The 16774-nt window shown below is 50.5% G+C and carries 17 protein-coding genes and 1 pseudogene; 14 read left to right on the forward strand and 4 right to left on the reverse strand.

The features are described 5' to 3' along the window. Positions 1–251: 251 nt before the first annotated feature. Positions 252–1406 carry a Fic family protein gene (locus tag Dform_RS08670; protein WP_076004652.1) on the reverse strand — a complete coding sequence of 385 codons (1155 nt, stop codon included), beginning with the start codon at positions 1404–1406 and terminating at the stop codon, positions 252–254. 440 nt (positions 1407–1846) lie between these two features. Between Dform_RS08670 and Dform_RS08675 the strand changes: the two genes are divergently transcribed. The 7 genes and pseudogenes from Dform_RS08675 to Dform_RS08705 form a co-directional block, all read left to right on the forward strand. Beyond that, a complete protein-coding gene (locus Dform_RS08675) occupies positions 1847–2605 on the forward strand; it encodes a hypothetical protein (protein ID WP_076004653.1) in 759 nt (252 codons plus the stop codon). Between the two features lie 27 nt (positions 2606–2632). Beyond that, complete coding sequence (locus Dform_RS08680) at positions 2633–3985, forward strand: DNA polymerase III subunit beta (RefSeq protein WP_225973672.1); 1353 nt, start codon at positions 2633–2635, stop codon at positions 3983–3985. 173 nt (positions 3986–4158) lie between these two features. Then, positions 4159–4371 carry a hypothetical protein gene (locus tag Dform_RS08685; protein WP_076004654.1) on the forward strand — a complete coding sequence of 71 codons (213 nt, stop codon included), beginning with the start codon at positions 4159–4161 and terminating at the stop codon, positions 4369–4371. 89 nt (positions 4372–4460) lie between these two features. After that, positions 4461–4763, forward strand: coding sequence for a hypothetical protein (locus Dform_RS08690; RefSeq protein WP_076004655.1), 303 nt, complete (start codon positions 4461–4463; stop codon positions 4761–4763). An 81-nt stretch (positions 4764–4844) separates the two neighbouring features. Continuing rightward, positions 4845–5141: a hypothetical protein gene (locus Dform_RS08695; RefSeq protein WP_076004656.1), complete on the forward strand. Its 297-nt coding sequence runs from the start codon at positions 4845–4847 to the stop codon at positions 5139–5141. 66 nt (positions 5142–5207) lie between these two features. Next, positions 5208–5681 (forward strand): hypothetical protein, encoded by a 474-nt coding sequence (locus Dform_RS11465; RefSeq protein ID WP_076004657.1) that lies wholly within the window; start codon positions 5208–5210, stop codon positions 5679–5681. 368 nt (positions 5682–6049) lie between these two features. Then, positions 6050–6778, forward strand: a pseudogene (locus Dform_RS08705) (IS3 family transposase); the annotation flags it as partial. Positions 6779–6885: 107 nt separating this feature from the next. Here the strand turns inward: Dform_RS08705 and Dform_RS08710 are convergent. Further along, on the reverse strand, positions 6886–7788 hold the full coding sequence (locus Dform_RS08710; protein ID WP_076004659.1) for a lysophospholipid acyltransferase family protein: 903 nt from the start codon (positions 7786–7788) through the stop codon (positions 6886–6888). A gap of 188 nt (positions 7789–7976) precedes the next feature. Between Dform_RS08710 and tatA the strand changes: the two genes are divergently transcribed. The 3 genes from tatA (at position 7977) to Dform_RS08725 (ending at position 9578) form a co-directional block, all read left to right on the forward strand. After that, on the forward strand, positions 7977–8210 hold the full coding sequence (tatA, locus tag Dform_RS08715) for a twin-arginine translocase TatA/TatE family subunit (RefSeq protein ID WP_076004660.1): 234 nt from the start codon (positions 7977–7979) through the stop codon (positions 8208–8210). Positions 8211–8275: 65 nt separating this feature from the next. Beyond that, positions 8276–8539 carry a Sec-independent protein translocase subunit TatA/TatB gene (locus Dform_RS08720; protein WP_076004661.1) on the forward strand — a complete coding sequence of 88 codons (264 nt, stop codon included), beginning with the start codon at positions 8276–8278 and terminating at the stop codon, positions 8537–8539. Between the two features lie 67 nt (positions 8540–8606). Then, positions 8607–9578, forward strand: a complete 972-nt coding sequence (locus Dform_RS08725; protein WP_076004662.1) for a polyprenyl synthetase family protein — start codon at positions 8607–8609, stop codon at positions 9576–9578. 180 nt (positions 9579–9758) lie between these two features. Here the strand turns inward: Dform_RS08725 and Dform_RS08730 are convergent, their stop codons facing one another. After that, positions 9759–11147 (reverse strand): IS1182 family transposase, encoded by a 1389-nt coding sequence (locus Dform_RS08730; RefSeq protein ID WP_076004663.1) that lies wholly within the window; start codon positions 11145–11147, stop codon positions 9759–9761. Positions 11148–11435: 288 nt separating this feature from the next. Beyond that, positions 11436–11807, reverse strand: coding sequence for a DUF2089 family protein (locus Dform_RS08735; protein ID WP_076004664.1), 372 nt, complete (start codon positions 11805–11807; stop codon positions 11436–11438). 145 nt (positions 11808–11952) lie between these two features. On the opposite strand from Dform_RS08735, the gene Dform_RS08740 reads away from it, so the two are divergent. The 4 genes from Dform_RS08740 (at position 11953) to Dform_RS08755 (ending at position 16654) form a co-directional block, all read left to right on the forward strand. Beyond that, positions 11953–12798, forward strand: coding sequence for a patatin-like phospholipase family protein (locus tag Dform_RS08740; RefSeq protein ID WP_083635429.1), 846 nt, complete (start codon positions 11953–11955; stop codon positions 12796–12798). A 59-nt stretch (positions 12799–12857) separates the two neighbouring features. Continuing rightward, positions 12858–13568, forward strand: coding sequence for a helix-turn-helix domain-containing protein (locus Dform_RS08745; protein WP_076004665.1), 711 nt, complete (start codon positions 12858–12860; stop codon positions 13566–13568). 127 nt (positions 13569–13695) lie between these two features. Further along, complete coding sequence (locus Dform_RS08750; protein ID WP_076004666.1) at positions 13696–14307, forward strand: hypothetical protein; 612 nt, start codon at positions 13696–13698, stop codon at positions 14305–14307. 37 nt (positions 14308–14344) lie between these two features. After that, positions 14345–16654: an efflux RND transporter permease subunit gene (locus Dform_RS08755; RefSeq protein ID WP_076004667.1), complete on the forward strand. Its 2310-nt coding sequence runs from the start codon at positions 14345–14347 to the stop codon at positions 16652–16654. The last annotated feature ends 120 nt before the right edge of the window (positions 16655–16774 follow it).

The raw sequence follows: 16774 nt of genomic DNA on the forward strand, positions 1-16774 counted from the left end.
AATACGAAAGTCTCGCAACGATATTATTGTATGCTCGGTCGAAAAGTAAGAGCTCCTTCAAAACAGTCTTAGGGAGAAAGAAATAATTAACCTGCCATAAATTGGATTGCCTCGCAAAATATCCCTGGCCCTCCGAATTCGGGGGGCTTTCTTTTGTTAATTATCAAAAGCCCACAACCCCGTGGGGGGTGATAAACGTGCTATTATGCAGGTAATGGGTAGCTGGGTGTGTCAGCTAATCTGCTGGAAGACTACTCGGGAGTAATTTCTCCATCCAAGGCTTTAAGGACTTCATTAGCCGCGTAAGCCTTGTCACGTTTACGACCGGTAATCTCGGTCAGGATACCAGCTTCCAAGAGCGACTTTATCGCCTTCCTGGCGCCCGGGGATGTTATCTTCAGATACTCTTGGGCCGTTTTTGCGCTTAATACTGGCTTCATGAGAATAAGTTCCACCAATTGTACGGCCGTCGGCGGTAAATGCTTCTCTCTGGCAAGCTGCGAATAACTTCGCAGAAGCTCCTGCAGACGCCGTGACCTTGAGACCGCATCCCCGGACTGCTCGGTGACCGCCCTCAAGAAGAACTCTATCCATTCTCGCCATGCGCCTGTGCTACTTACCTTCAAGAGAAGGTCATAATACTCCTCGCGGTGCTGTTCAAAGAAAGCACTCAGGTAAAGCAGTGGATTGCTGAGAACATTTCTCTGGCATAAAAGCAGTGTGACCAAAAGTCGGCCGATACGCCCGTTCCCATCCAGGAACGGATGAATTACCTCAAATTGATAATGAACTAGCGCCGCCTCGACCAGCGGGGGCAGCCTGGTTTCGGCGTGGAGGAACTTCTCCAGCTGACTAAGGCATTCCTGCATCTCAGGTACCGGCGGAGGCACAAATGTTGCCTCATTGAGGGTCGCTCCGGGGTTGCCGATCCAGTTCTGCGACTGGCGAAACTCACCAGGAGTAGCGTGCTGGCCACGTACCCCTTCCATCAGGACTCCATGCAATTCGCGGATAAACCTCAGGCTTAGCGGCAACTCGTTCAGTCGTTTCAGTCCGTACTCCATGGCACGCACATAGTTCTGCACTTCCCTGACGTCACCCCATTTCTCAACCTGCGTTGCCTCAAACAGCAGGAGGTCAGAGAGCGAGGACTGTGTGCCCTCGATACGCGAAGACAGGACTGCCTCTCTCCTGATGAAAGGGTAGATGAGAAGGTGTGGATTGGGCAGCGTTTCGCCCAGGCCAGAAAGAGTCCCCAGAGCTATGTCGGCTTTCGACATGACTGATACCAGGGCATCGTCCCACTCAAGCCTTGGAGGCAAAGGATCGGGGATAAAAGCCCAGTAATCACCGGTTGCCCGGGACAGCTTGCCCGATGGGCTCTTTTTGAACAGCGCGGTGTCCATTACTAAACTCCCGTTTACTAGCGTCTTCCGTTAGTAAACAAATCAGCGGTTTTGTTTAATAATACACCAGCAACTGGGCGTTGGCAATACTCCTTGGATCTGCTTGCCGCTGGTACAGTACCGGCGGCAAGCCCGAGCTACTATTCTCCATTTCGCCCGAGTTCGCCGCTGTCACCGCCGACCGAGCATTTGCTTGTTCAAAACGCTTCTGATCTCCGGGGGAGAGGGTGTAAATACAGCTAGTTCTTCGGAGTGTTCAAAATGACTTTTTGTTTGACAATGAAGCTGGAAAAACACGCAAACGCACCTTAACAACTGAACATGAAAAGCCTTGACCTGAACGCTTGCCCTGAAAGGGGGAAAACGTGAGTTCAAGCGTAACAGTAGCGGGGGAATACAATCGGCCTGGGGGCTTCTGTAACCGATGTCACAAGGTTTGGGTGCTAAAAGAGCGGCAAGGCGTTTGCCGATGGTGCGGAAAGATCGCCACCTGTCAGACCAAAGAGACAAGCGCCTTGCGTAGTTTCAAGTCTAGCCGAAGCACCAGACCAAAGCAAACCGAAGCGGTCGGGTATGACCACCTTAGCGGCCAATGGCTTACCTTCTATACCATAGCCTCGAAGTTCAGCCACAAGGCCAAGCCGGACGAGCGGGATGACCTGCTCCATGACATTATCATCACCCTTGCCGATGTCGAGCGGAATAACGGATACCATCCCTTCACCGAAACCGCCATGTATCGCATCGCCAGCCGCGCCCAAGCATTGTACTGGCGCAAGCGTTACCGGATAGACAACGGCCTTACCTGCGGGGACTGTAGCAAGGCGCAACGGCAGAAGTGTAAAGAGAACTGGCTCTTTTCGGCGTGTCCCAAAGCCGTCAAACTCGAAAGCCTGAATAAGCCCGTCATAGACGATGAAGGCAACACCACCGAACTCGGCGATCTGATTGCCGACGACAGGGCGTTAGACCTCGATGCCTGGCTGGATGCCGGCACTTTTCTGCTCCATTGTCCCGACAGGCTAATCGCCATCGCCGAAAAGCGGCGGGACGGGCAAGCCCTTACCAATGCCGAAATGATTTACCTTTGCCGCTTTCGGAAAATGGAACAACAAAGACTGTTTGAGGGTGAAAGGTTTCGGCCTTATTCCGCAACTAATACAGTGGGAGCTTCGGCTATGCCAGCGAATTGCGGGTAGCCGATAGCTTACTACTAGGCGAAGCCGATGGAGTTGCCCACCTATCGGATAGCAAGAGGGGGTCGGACAATCGAACAACTGAATATTGAGGGCAAGCGTTCAGGTCAGGGCTTTTTAGCGCACAAGGCTGTACTGGTCAACGCCTTATCAAGGACACTCGCCGAAAGGGCGATGCTTCTTGACCTCACCATTGGGCGGAAAGGCTTTCTTACTTACCTCAAGTCTTTAGGCGGGTCGAACATCGTGAAAATCGTCCCGTCTAACGGCGATGCCAGCGTATCGCGGGTCGCCGGAAAATGCCTTAAGGTGGTCTGCGGAGCCAACACCAGCTACCTTGACAACATGGCCTGGGTCGGCGAAAAAACACCCCTTACCCTGTGCGACATCAGGGTAAGCCCGTCATACTCGGTAAGTCCCAACCTCGGCGCGACAGAGCTATCGGAAGCCCTTTCAAGGGTACTGCCGTTTACCTCGGATGAGAACACCCGCCCCGTACTTCAATGCGTTCTCTTCCGGGTCAAGGACGGCAAGCTAACCCTCGTTAGCGCCGACGGCTACCGACTCGCCGTACTCAAACTGGACTTCGACGGGGATGAAGGACAAGCTCTCGTTAGTCGCGATGAGCTAAAGGGCGTCACCGCCGCTCTTCGACGGGCGCGACGGGTAAGGCTGTCACTTGAAAAGAGGAAAGACAGCGAGGGGATGGACCTCAATCTGGACACGGAGCTAATCCGCTATGGATGGCGGGGATGCGCCGGTAACTTTCCAGACTATGAGAAGCTCATACCCGCCGACTTTAGCGCCCGCGCCAGCTTCGACACCAATGAGGCGCTCAAGGCGGTAAGCTCACTCAAGGTCATTGCCAACGTCAAAGCCTACGCCATAGACCTCACCATCGGCAACGGCAAGGTGGTCATGGCAAACACCGACGACAAGGGCGAGGCCGAGATACCCGCCGACACTACCGGCGAGCCTATCAAGATAAGGCTTGACGGGGGTTATCTCGCCGAAGCTCTGAGGGCTTGCGGCGGGATGGTGGAGCTAAAACTCGTTGACGCGAAGTCACCGATGCTTTTTGCCGCGCCGGACTATGAGCTGGTGGTCATGCCGATGCTTCTGCCGGAAGCCAAGAAGCCGAAGGTCGAAGCCAAGGCCGCCGAGACTCCCCACGAAAGCGGGGACAAGACAGAAGCGAGCCAACCCGCCGAACCCGCCGAACCGAAGGTTGAGATAGTCGAAGCGGTCGCCGAGCCGGATGCCGAGCCGGTCGCCGCCGAGGAAGTCGCCCAAGCTGTCGCCGAGGCCGAGGCCATCACGAAGGCCGAGAAGCCCAAGACCAAGAAGCATAGCAAGGCGAAAGAACCAGTCGCCGTTGCCTAAAGCCTGAACTGAAACGCTTGAACTCACAAAACAGCCGCACATGAAGGGGCTTTAACGCCCCTTTTTGTGCTTCTTTTTTCGTAGGGGATATTCCTACCTGTGCTGGTGGGAATATCCCCTTTTGTTTTGGCTGAAATACCGGCGAGGGCAAGAAAGGCGAAACGGAGAGAAGGATGAAAGAACAAAGGATACCGGAACTCGGCGAGCATGCCGACCGCGGTTTCCGGCTGGAAAACCTTGACGACCACATGGTGGCGCTCTACCACGAGGATGAGGAACTGGGCGTTTTCAGCCAGATCGGAGCGACGGCGGAGAGCATCCAGAAGGAATGCGCCAGGCATCTTACCGCCAGACATGGCGGGGAAGGCATCGAGAAAACCGAATAAGGCCGCCCAGGGCGTAGAGAAGGGGTCGAGAAGCATGAAGTACCGACCCCTTACTCTTGCCCGAAGACGATGGAAAGGAGGTGATAAATATGGATGCGCTGCTGGTAACCAATCCCACTGTCCCGCTAGGCCAGGTGGTGGCCACCCGGGGAGTGTATGCCTTGGCCGGAGAAAACCCCAAGTTCGCTGAGTTCATGCCCCGCTGCCTGAACCGCCACGCCAAAGGCGATTGGGGCGACCTCGATGAGGCAGACAACCAAGAGAACGAGCTGAGCCTGGAGCAAGGCTTCAGACTGCTCTCGTCTTATGAGAGCGAGGGCTTACCTAAGATTTGGATCATCACCGAAGCCGACCGGTCATCAACGACAATTCTTTTCCCCGATGAGTACTGACTCAAGAACCTGTGTGCCAGTTAGGTGTTATCAAAGCAGGCAAATACGAAGGGGTAACAATGCCCGAATAGAGGTGAAACTATGCCTATCAAATGGAGTGCCCTTAAGGTAAGTGAAGCAATGGACATGGTCGAGGAGTTCATTGACCAGGCCGCCGAACCGCTGGAACAGGCCAGGATTGTAGCAATTGCAGCAAGAGGAATAGACGACATCCCACAATACGTCGACGAGCGCCTTGCACATCTCATCGGCGATATTGGGCGTATTGACCATATCAAGGGCTCTATTTCGGAAGTCCGAAAATCCTTACCTATCGGCGCCGCGGCGGAAGAGCAGAAGAGAATCGAAAGCGGCAACCAGCTCGTCCTGGTGGCCTAAACCAATAACCACTACCAAATTCAAAGGGATACCCATGCCCAATACTGAACGGAAGGAGTAACAAGCATGGCAGGTCAACTCGATCTGTTTCAGGGCGTTAAGCTGGCGGAGCCGGTGCCGAAAACCACGGTCAGACTTGGCCGGAAAGCCGCCCAGATACCGCTACGGAAGAAGCAGCGGGTAGCCGCAAAGCGTCTCATGGAAATACTTAAAGAACTGGAGGGTAAGGACATTTACCTTGGCTCCTACAGTGCCGGCGGCGGCCATTTCTGGCTCGATAATCTGAAGCTATCTAAGCTTAGAGTCGATGGGTTCAGGACGGAATCTGATGTATCCTGCCCGCCATCGGTCATCGTTTTGTGGGGGAGTAAAGGGGCCTGCGTCAGGATATTCACGGACTGCTTGTTAGCAGTCCGTGAACAAGAGTATCAGAATTACCATCACTATCTCCTCGACTTTTGGAACGGCTTTGGCCAATGCCCGATAAACGGTTACAGATCACACTACGCATGTTTGGCTGTCACCAAGTTCAAGGGCTGATCGACAGGAGAAAGCTCAAATTAAAGGGAGTCTGGGGGTTCGTCCCGGCTCCCTTTTTTTATAGAAAAGGAGCGAGAATACCCGCCAGCTTGCTGGCGGGATGAATCGCAAGGGCGGGGTGGCCCGTTTCTTCCCCTCCTGATGCCCCCCAGCTTGCTGGGGGGGGTAATTCACTTCACAATCCTCGACTCGGGGCGGGCCAGATTCACCGTGACGGTGGTCGATTTGACCCTTATAAGTACGATTCATCGGCCATCGGCATGAAGTAAGTGAAATTCATCTAATTTTATCCCACAAGATATCTGAAACTAGTCTAACAATTGCTGTGGTCTGAAATAAAGCAAAAGTGGCGAATGCTTTAGAATGATGAGCCGGACCTGGCTTCGCGGCTACAGAGAAGGGATACCATAAGGGCTTGTGTGTTTGGCAGCCCGCGGCTCCACATCATGCTCAAAAGAGAGGGACTGGTAGTCAACCACAAGCGGACCGAACGCATCTACAGGGAAGAGGGATTGGCTTTAAGAAGGAAGAGACGCCGTAAAGGAGCTGCCAGCGCCCGTGTTGTGATGTCGGCGCCATCTCGTCCCAATCAGAAGTGGAGCATGGATTTTGTGACTGACAGCATCGTAACCGGCCGGCGCTTCCGGGCCCTGGCCATCGTCGATGATTATTCCCGGGAATGCCCTGCAATCGAGGTCGATACCTCGCTGGGTGGCGTCAGGGTGATCAGCGTCCTGGAAAGACTGGCGGCTATGCGCGGCTTGCCCGAAGCCATCACCGTGGTGGATAACGGGCCAGAATTTGCCGGTAAAGCTATGGATGAGTGGGCGTTTCGCAAAGGGGTCAAGCTCAGCTTCATCCGCCCCGGCAAACCTATTGAAAACACCTTCGCAGAAAGCTTCAACGGCAGACTACGCGACGAATGCCTGAACACAAACTGGTTTCTGAATCTAAAACATGCCAGAGAAGTTATCGAGGCATGGAGAATGGATTATAATACTGTCAGACCTCATAGCTCATTGGATGGATTGGCACACCAGGAATTCATGGAACTAGACGGAAACACTAAGATGCATCTGGCACTAAAGATGGGGTAAGGTCAACGGATGCTTTTCGTTCGACTTACTCTCTTGTATTTTTTCGCTCCATTTTAATAGTATCCGTTTTAACGATCTGATTTTCTATGTATTTTCAATTTTTACTCTTAACTCTTTGCCCAGATAGACTTAAGAGTAACCCATTGTTCGGGACAATGTCTAATATACCTTTCCATGACCTGAGCTATTTGCTCTACGTTTTTTACTACCGCGCCGTTTCCAGTGGTGAAAACATCGATGGCTGGTTCTACATATATAACATATTTACCATTATCTTCGCGTCGATTAAAGATGGGGACAATAGCCGCTCCGGTGCGCATGGCCATTCTGACAGCTACCGTGGGCAGAGTAGCCTCCTCACCAAAGAAGACCGATGTTATGCCTTTCCCTTTGATGTTACGGTCGCAAGCCATCAATATTGCTTCACCGCTTCGCAGTAGCTGCATCATTGATTCCAGCGCACCCGGTCGGCCTGGCATGAAAGCGACGCCATGGCTCTCTCTCAAGGCAGTAACATGATTAAGCAGAGGCGGCGGTTTCAAAGCCTCTACCAAGACTGTTGTTTTGACCGATCGAATGGCAAATATCTGTGCCGCGATATCAAAACTGCCCAGGTGAGCCGTGACCAACACAACACCCCACTTCCGCTCTAGAGCATCTTTAAGATGTTGCCAGCCATGGACAGTTAAATGGCGCTCGATTTCATCAAGTTCCATGTGCGGTAACTTTATAAGGTCAAAATAGTTTTTGGCTGTATTCTTTAGTACTTCGCGCACAGCCCTTCTTAGGACAATATCATCTACGTTAAACCCCAGGACATGCCTCATATTGTCAGCAACTCCAACCCTCGCTGTAGGGAAGAAGGTGTAAGCGAAATCTGCGACTAGACTCGCGACAAAGTAGCCAAGGTTTCTAGGTAAGTAGGACAGACTGAATCCTGCAATCTTAAACGCATAATATTTCCACATTTGGTCATCCCTCTCTGTGGCATAACTGTTAGCGTCGGTCAAAACTTGACACCTATCTGGAAGTATATTACCATATAATTTGGTTTCTTTGGAAGTTTACCCCAGTCATAACGAGATTGTGTTATGCGAACGTCATATAGAGAAGGAAAGGCGGCACAGGTAAAGCACGCCTCCGATAGTCTCCTTGTAACTGCACCTAAGACGGAGTACACCTCAAAAGTAGGTATAGTGTGCCATTCAGACTGGGCCCCTTGGAACTATGTATTATTCTGGTAATCATTCTCCTCATCTTCGGCGTCGGGAAACTGCCTCAGGTGGGTGAAGCTATTGGCAAAAGTCTTAAGTCGTTCAGGGATGGATCCTCCGGCGAAGATGAAGAAAAGCCAAAAGAAGTGAAGTCGGCAACAATTACCGGGACACCAGAGGCGGTCGTCTCCAAAACGGAAGATACTCCTAAGGCTTAGCTTTGGGAGGGGAGAAGTGGTTCCTGAAGTTTTAGCATGTAGAAGTTAAAGGGTAATAACCAACAATGAACTTTTTCGGTCTAGGTACTTTTGAGATCGTTACTATTCTCATCGTAGCTACCCTTGTCTTCGGTCCCAATCGCATCCCCGAATTCGCTAAAAAGGCTGGGGAGTTCATGCGCAGTTTTCAAAAAATCACTAGTGATATGACCAAGGAGTTCACCAAAGCCATCGATAGTTCACCAACTAAACCTTCTGACACTGGTAAACCTCCTGACTCCTTCAGTGGCATAACCTTGGACAAATATTTTAAAACAAACGATAAATAATAAATGACAAAAACAGGTATAGAATACAGAAGGGGAAATTTGAAGTACTGAGGTTACTGAAAGTAATTTGGACTACAAACTTATATATACACCGGTGGCCAGGGACTTAGCCGATGTCGAGGCTAATCTTTCCGACCTAACTGAGCAGTGGAGAAGCGATTTTCCTGAGCTCCATGCCATGCTGCATCATGTCTTGCGCGGCGGTAAAATCTTGAGGCCGGCTCTGACCTTTCTGGCTGGCCGGTGCATCGATGGGGTAACGAGTCGTATGCTCAATATGGCTACCGCCAATGAACTACTGCACATCGCTACCTTAGTGCACGATGACGCCATCGATAAAGCGGATTTCCGTCGGGGAAGAGAGACGGCGAACAAGCTATGGGGAGTGGAAAAGGCCATTCTACTGGGTGATTTTTTATTTGCTCGGGCTTCTGAGTTCGCTGCTACTACCCATGAACTCCGAGTGGTGAAGCTTTTCTCTAGTACATTGCGAATTATTTCGGTGGGTGAACTCAAGCAGGCTCGGGCTGCTTTCAGTTTGGAACAAAGCTTGCAGGGGTATATGGACCGCATTGCATGCAAGACGGCGGCACTGTTAAAGATGTCCTGTGAATCCGGAGCCATTCTGGCTGGAGGTACCGAGGAACAGATTCAGGTTTTGAGCGATTTCGGATTTAATCTGGGGCTGGCATTTCAAATTGTTGACGATATCTTGGATTTTACCGGTACCGAGGTTGAGTTGGGCAAACCAGTGGGCTCGGATTTGCGACAGGGAACGATCACACTACCGCCGCTCCTTTTAATGGAAAGATACCCAGCCGCCAATCCGATTTCAGATTTCATACGAGGCGTGGCACGCAATAATAAAATCGCAGAGGCCATCGACATGATAAAAAGTGGTGGCTTTATTGAAGAAAGCTACCGCCATGCCTTGAAATATTCGACACAGGCTCAAGAAATGCTTAACCGCCTGCCAGAAAGCCCCTATCGTGGGGCATTGAGGGCTCTGACCGACTACCTTATCGAACGACGAGTCTAAGGTGTAGACGCCAAGACCAATAAACCACAAAAATCTCTCTAACTGGGCATTGAAAATGGTGCAAGACCACTTTTAACCAATATTTTGTATGTTGGTTAAAAAAGGTTACAATCCACCCACTCCATCCGTGTTTCCGGTGGAGTCCGACTCTAGAGCCTGTCTCAAAATGAGGGACAGGATTTAATATGCGAAACTCCAAGCGGATAGCATTACAGGATTTAGACCGAAGTTTCGGTGCATTTGGACATTGGTGGCCAGGTTATCCGCGATTTCTACCCTGGCTCTGGTGCTTCGTCTCCCTGACTTAGCCCAAACGCGCCATAGGGTTCGCAAGTTAAACGCAGTTGCCAGTAAGTTGAACTCCGCTCTGACGTTGGCCAGACCGCGCAACAGGAATCTCCTGGCATTCATCTGGTCTTTGAGGATTCCGAAGGTAGGTTCACTCAGTTCCCGGCGAAGGGCGTACAAACTGCGTGCTTCGTCCGAGCGCATCCACTGTCGATGTTTGAGCAACAGTACCTCGGAAGAGCTAATCCGGAGTGCACGCCCCGCATGTTTGTCCTTGGTACAAACGCCGAAGGCGGGACAAGCCCGGCAGACCGTCCTCGATGCTCGATATATGCGGATCGAGTGTGAACCAGTGAGCTTGGACCTGCGCAGCCCGCGGAAAGGAAGCCGTTGGCCATGGGGGCAAGTGTAAATGTCGCTGGCGGCATCATAGTCAAACTGGTCTTTGAAATAAGGACCAGTACAAGAATCCTTATATCGTTCCCCCATCACCAGGAGTTGACCTCGCTGTTCACCGGCTTCCAGGCCGGCAGCGGTATGGTAGCCGCCATCAGCCAGGGTAACAGGGGCCCGTTGCCCTGTTATCTCTTCGGCTCGCTCCAGCATGGGAACCAATTGGCCTGAGTCTGAAGCACTGTTCACGACCTCGGCAGCCGTAATCAGCATGCCATTTCCCTTGGCTGTCTCAGGGTTTAATGAAGAGACCATTGCCTGGGCATTGTAGCCGGTGATAATCCCGCTTCGCCCCTTCATCAGCTGGGCATCTTCATCGGTTAGATTCACCCGTTTTACTCTTTCCTGTTGCGCTAGGCGATTCATGGCGCCTTTAACCCGCTGCTGTAACTCTTTGGCCGTCTGCAATGCTTCCGGTAACCGCGGTTGGGGAGAGTCATCGCCGCCCTCGTTTCGTGCCTCCAGTTCGGAGATTGCCGCTTCCGTACGATTGAGTAAACGCTGTAATGCGGCGACATCATAGGTACGGTCACCGGCCGCATTGGCCACTATTTTCGTCCTATCCACCGCCTGCACCGCCAAGTCAATCAAGTCCAGTTCGACAGCGGTGGCCACTGTGTATTTCAGTAGTCTCCGCATCGCATCACGGTGAGCCTGGTAGAATCGCCACAGGGTATTGTGATCGGGGCGCTGCCATCCCGTTAGCCACAGATACGGCACCTGGTCTCGGCAGGCTGCTTCAAGTCTGCGTGAGGAACGAATCCCCGTCATGAAACCATGCAACCAGACACACAGTAGTGCCCTCGGATGATAAGCCGGGGCACCCAACGGCTCTCCGTCGATCCCAATTTCTAATTCTATCTAGGCCGCACGGTCAAGTGTATCCACAAGCTCGGCCACGAACCGCGCAGGATGATCGTTGGGAATCAGTTCTCCAAGAGTCGGGGGCAACATCCATGCTTGTTCGCGGTTTAATGGTCTCAGCGGCATTGGGCTCACCTCATTACTGATTGGCCCAATTTTACCAAATTGGCTTGAATTATAAGACAGGCTCTCTACCCCGTCTCCACGTCGTAGATACAGTTACGTTCTAAACAAAGGGTATTAATTATTCCCTCATGCAAGCCTCTTTAGAGCCTCATCTGCATTAATTTTGCCCTGTTCCAGCATGTCCAACAGGCTTTCCTGCTCAGACATAGCTGTAAGTTTCGAGTTAATCTCCACCATTCTCAACTTGCTGGCGACCTTAACAAGACGGTTCTTGACCGTTGGATAGCTGATGCCGAAGAGCCGTCCCACTTCCTTCATCGAACCGTGGGCTCCGACGAAAGCCATGATGAAGACTTGATCTTCCCTCCCGAGTTGAGCTAGTGGTGGTAAAGCAAATTCCCCTTCGATCGCGATATTGCTATCGGCAATTTTCACTCGTTCAACAGTGATCGGTGAACCGTTGGTTAGCCCAGTTAATTCGCTCCAATCCCTAATCATGCTCTCCTCAACAATGCATTTATCGATCTTAACATCCGGGAAATTTGACACCATTCCTGACGTATAGTACCATATATTATGGTTACTTTGGAAATTTCTAGCTGTATCAAAGTTGTGACACACGAACGTGACATGAAGTAAAACCATGACAGTGAGAGCTGGGGCATTGGGTAGTTTGCTTAAGGATAGAAAAATCGGGCTGGCACTTAGCAGTGGCGCGGCGCGAGGACTGGCTCACATCGGCGTACTGGAGATGTTAGAGGAAGAAGAGATCCACATCGACATGCTTGCCGGTACGAGCATGGGAGCACTGATCGGTGCTGTCTACGCAGAGCGACAGGACATTGACCGGATGAAACATCTAGCAATAGAATTGGGCTTAAAGAGGTTTTCCTTTTTAGCAGATCCCGTGTTACCAAAATACGGTTTGATTCGCGGGCGGAAGATTGGAAACATGTTAAGATCGATTATCGGCGATGTTGAGTTTGGGGATTTGAAGATACCATTTGCTTGTTCGGCGGTTGATATTAATAGCAATCAAGAGGTCGTAATTAAGCAGGGCAAAGTGAGAGAGGGTGTGAGGGCGAGTTGCTCTATTCCCATTTTACTTACTCCCAGTAAATTAGAAGGAAGATATTTAGTTGATGGTGGTTTGCTCGATCCGGTGCCTGTAAAAATCCTCAAGGATATGGGGGCAGACCCTATCATCGCAGTAAATGTAATACCGAATGGTCAAAATACGTTTTTGGGTGCTAGCCAGAATAATCGGAGGAAAAATGGACCTAATATACTTAGTATAGCGATCCAAACGGTAAACATTATTAGTAGCCAGAGATTAAAGTCCAGTCTCAGTGGCGCCGATGTTATCATAGAGCCTCAAGTTACACACATTAGCTGGGGTGATTTCCATCGTGCTGAAGAGTGCATCGTTCAAGGTCGATTGGCCGCTCAGGTATCCATACCGGAGATAAAAAGGTTGCTGGCCGGTTGATTTTTCACAAAATATATATTTCCAGTGCATAATGCGCATCGCTGGGGTTGAATAAGGTTATGAAACTGACATTTAGGCAGAAGATTTTTCTCAGTAAGCTCCTCGACGCTTATCGGGACATGAAAGAGCCTGTTCACTATAGCGTCATTGCCAATCGACTGGGTCTGAACAACTCTACAGCCTATGATATGTTGAGGCTCCTTGAGAAAAAAGGTATGGTGACTTCAGAGTACGATACGCCGAAGGAGACTGCTGGGCCTGGACGGTCTAGTATACGTTTCGTTCCTACTGCCGAAACCATCGAGCTTTTCGCTCACCTGGCAGGTGACATACGGGAGCAAGATGAGTGGGATGATATAAAAACTCGCGTCCTAACGAACTTGAGCAGGGGAGAGGCGAACGATTATAAGGATATTTTAAACGAATTACTTGCCAGGATGCCAGAACCGCGTTCATCACTTGTGCGATGCACCGAAGTCATGACGGCTTTATTACTGAAACTCAGAGAATCCAAACAGAATTTGACTGAGCAAAGCTCAGTGGATAATCTACTGAAGGCGCCGGCCAGCAAGTTGCGCATGAGTATACTGGCCGGGCTCATCCTGGGGCTATCGTATACCGATCAGGAAACTCAGAGATTTCTGGGTATTTATCAGGAATACGCCGAAAAATATGAAGCATCGCTGCAGGGATTAAGCCGTGACAGTTTATTCAAGCTGCATCGGTTTACCCGCGATGTCTGGAATATTCTAAAAACACCGACATTTTAATTTTTTTTCATCAATATTTTGGTTATTTATGGAATTTGGATTAATGAAAGTAGCTAACCAGACGGAAATACGGCATCTGTCAATTGATTGCAGAGGCTAACCGTGAATAACACTATGAGGTTGAAACATGGCAAGCGCCAAAATTAAGACTGGCGAAATCGCCAAAATAGTGTCCCAAGTGCTGCATCCTTATGTAATCCTTGTACCGGTGGTGGTGTTGCTTGCCGTGAGCTTCAGCCGGGAAGACTGGGTTAAATGGAGTGTCATAGCTCTGTTACCAGCCTATCTCTTCCCCCTCCTGTATATGCAGGCGAGGGTTGTTCTAGTTGCTCGTACTACCGGGGTCAAGGTAACTCATCGCTCTCTTTTTAGAGAGCGATCCAGAGAGATGATTTTTTTGATATGCCTCTTCGGCCTGCCCAGCGCATTGATACTCTTTTCTCTCGACGCTCCTCCGAGCATTATGGCTACCCTGATTGGGCTCAGCGCAACAGCGCTATTGATTACCTTTATAAATTTACGCTATCGAGCCAGCTTCCACCTTTCTCTTTTCACCAGCGTGGTCACCTCTATCGCTATCGTATTCGGCCCACCAGCGTTAGTTGTTGCCGTCCTTATCCCGGTACTGGGGATTTCTCGCTACCAGCTGGGGGAGCACACTCCTTTGCAGTTAGTAACCGGGTTTGTAATTGGCTTGGTGGTTACTGCGGCCGTCTTCCAGGGATTTAACCTTCTCTAATAAGGTAATAACTAACTAACTAAGAAAAGGAAAATAGATGGAGCGGTATTTTCGAAAGTTAGGCGTTTTCATTGAAAGCAAACGCGTACTGGTTATCACTGTCAGTGTAATACTTATTATTGCCTCGCTTTTTGGTGCCACACAACTCAAGCTGGCTACCGGTGTTGAAACCTACTTATCCACCGGTTCTCAGACCTACCAAGATTACATGAGGTTTAACCAGCATTTCGGCAGCAGCGTCGTAGTAGTCCTGGTGACAGGAAATGATTTGACTCAACTACTGCAGCCCGCCAACGTGGCGGCGATGGAGACCATCGAGAACCAGATGGGGAACAATCCAAACGTTGTTTCGGCTCTAGGACCTACTTTTCTCATAAAACAGGCGGTTGCACAACAAACTGGAACCCCTGTTTTACCGCTTGACCCCAAAATACTTCAGTCCATAGTCGTAGATCCCGAGAATGGCCAGATTCGGCCCCAATTCAGCAGAGTCCTGCCTGATGGCCAGCACGCCCTGATCGCCATAGTGCTCAAGGGAGACTTGTCATTGGATGGCCAAAAACTGGTAAGCGAAGAAGTTGAAAACATAGTCGCCACTGCCGGTTTCTCCGGAGTTGGAGCCGTAGTCACCGGTATGCCTGCTGTCTTTAGCCAGCTAGAAGATATGATGTCCAGCAGCCTGCGCAATATGTTCCTGCTTTCTATACTGTTAATGCTTGTAATCTTGGCCGTGGTCTTCAGTGTTCGTGGTTTCTTTGCTTGGAGATGGTTGCCACTGGGTATTGTGCTTATTGGAATCATATATACCTTTGGAATTATGGGCGTGATCAACGTTCCTATAACTATGGTTACCATGGCAGTGTTTCCCATATTAATCGGCCTTGGGGTAGACTACGCCATCCAATTCCACAACCGCTATGACGAAGAGGCCAGGCGAGGCGAAACTGTAGCTGAAGCCATTATAGATTCTGTTACCCATATTGGGCCGTCAATTGGTATCGCTATTATTGCGGCCTCTCTTGGTTTTGCCGCTCTGTTCTTCTCGCCTGTTCCCATGGTCCGTGATTTCGGGCTTATGTTGATTATTGGCGTCATAGCCGCCTACCTTGTAGCGCTGTTTTTACTTCTGGGTATCCTGTATCTGCATGATCGACGCAATGCAACCAAAACCACAATAAACAAAGGAATGGCCAAGGCGAAGCAGGAGAAAGTTGGCTTTGTGGAAAGGGGTCTCCAACACCTTGCACCCTGGGTGATCAGAAATACAGCCATCATCATCCCTTTGGCCTTATTATTGACCATCGGTGGCCTGATAAGTGACTCCTACATTGCCACCGAAACCGATGAGACCAAGTTTATATCTCAGGATGTTCCAGCGGTAAAGAATCTGCTGGCTCTTGAGAAAATAGCCGGCGGAGTCAGTTCAATCAATATGCTGGTCGAATCTAAGGACATCACTGATCCGTTGGTTATAGCCTGGATGGTGCAACTGGAACAGCGTATTACCTCGGAGCAGCCCGAGTTTGTTACTGGCACTAGCAGTATTGCTGACCTAATTCTGCAGGCTACCGGCGGAGTGATGCCTCAAAGCTCCGTGCAGGTCAAGCAGATCTTGGGGCAACTTCCTGTACCCATCAAGAGGAACTTAATCACCGATGATTACACCGCCGGTAATCTTGTGATTAGCGTTGAGCAGTTAGAGATTGCCAAGATTCAGGAGCTCAGGGACCAATTGACCGGATATGTAGTCAACCCTCCGGCCGGCGTAAATGTCATCCTGACAGGAACGCCCATAATCGGGATCGAGCTCTTTAACGCCCTGACCGGGGGGCGGATACAGATGACCCTCATAGGAGTTGGCTTGATCTTTTTGGTTCTCCTTGGTCTCTTCAAGTTCAATCTGCTGCGCGCCGTTCTGGCGGTCCTGCCCATAGGGCTTATTCTCGGTTGGTCAAGCGGCATAATGTATCTATTGGGAATCAAATATACTCCCCTCACCTCTACCCTGGGAGCGCTGATCTTGGGTATCGGGGTTGAATTCACTATCTTGCTGATGATGCGGTACTACGAAGAGAGGCGCAAGGGCGAAGGACCAGAGGAAGCGATGACCACGGCCATGACCAAGATCGGTCGTGCCATTATCGCCTCAGGACTTACTATAATCGGTGGCTTTGGCGCGTTATTGATCGCCAAGGATTTTCTGATACTTCGTGACTTCGGCATCGTCACCATGATCAATGTCTTTTTTGCCTTAGTCAGCACCCTGTTCGTATTACCGACTCTGATTGTCTGGGTCGACACCTGGCAGGAGAAACAACGACTGGCTGTAAAGTCGATCCGGAAATAGGAGGGAGAATGTTGTAAAGCAAATCCCTATTAATAGTCAATTAGCAACTTAGAAGGAGGGAGTGATGAGAATCAAAGAGGCGTTACGGTGGTTGTTCGAAAAAATGACAGACCCCATAGT

This window comes from Dehalogenimonas formicexedens (genome assembly GCF_001953175.1).
Taxonomy (GTDB): domain Bacteria; phylum Chloroflexota; class Dehalococcoidia; order Dehalococcoidales; family Dehalococcoidaceae; genus Dehalogenimonas; species Dehalogenimonas formicexedens.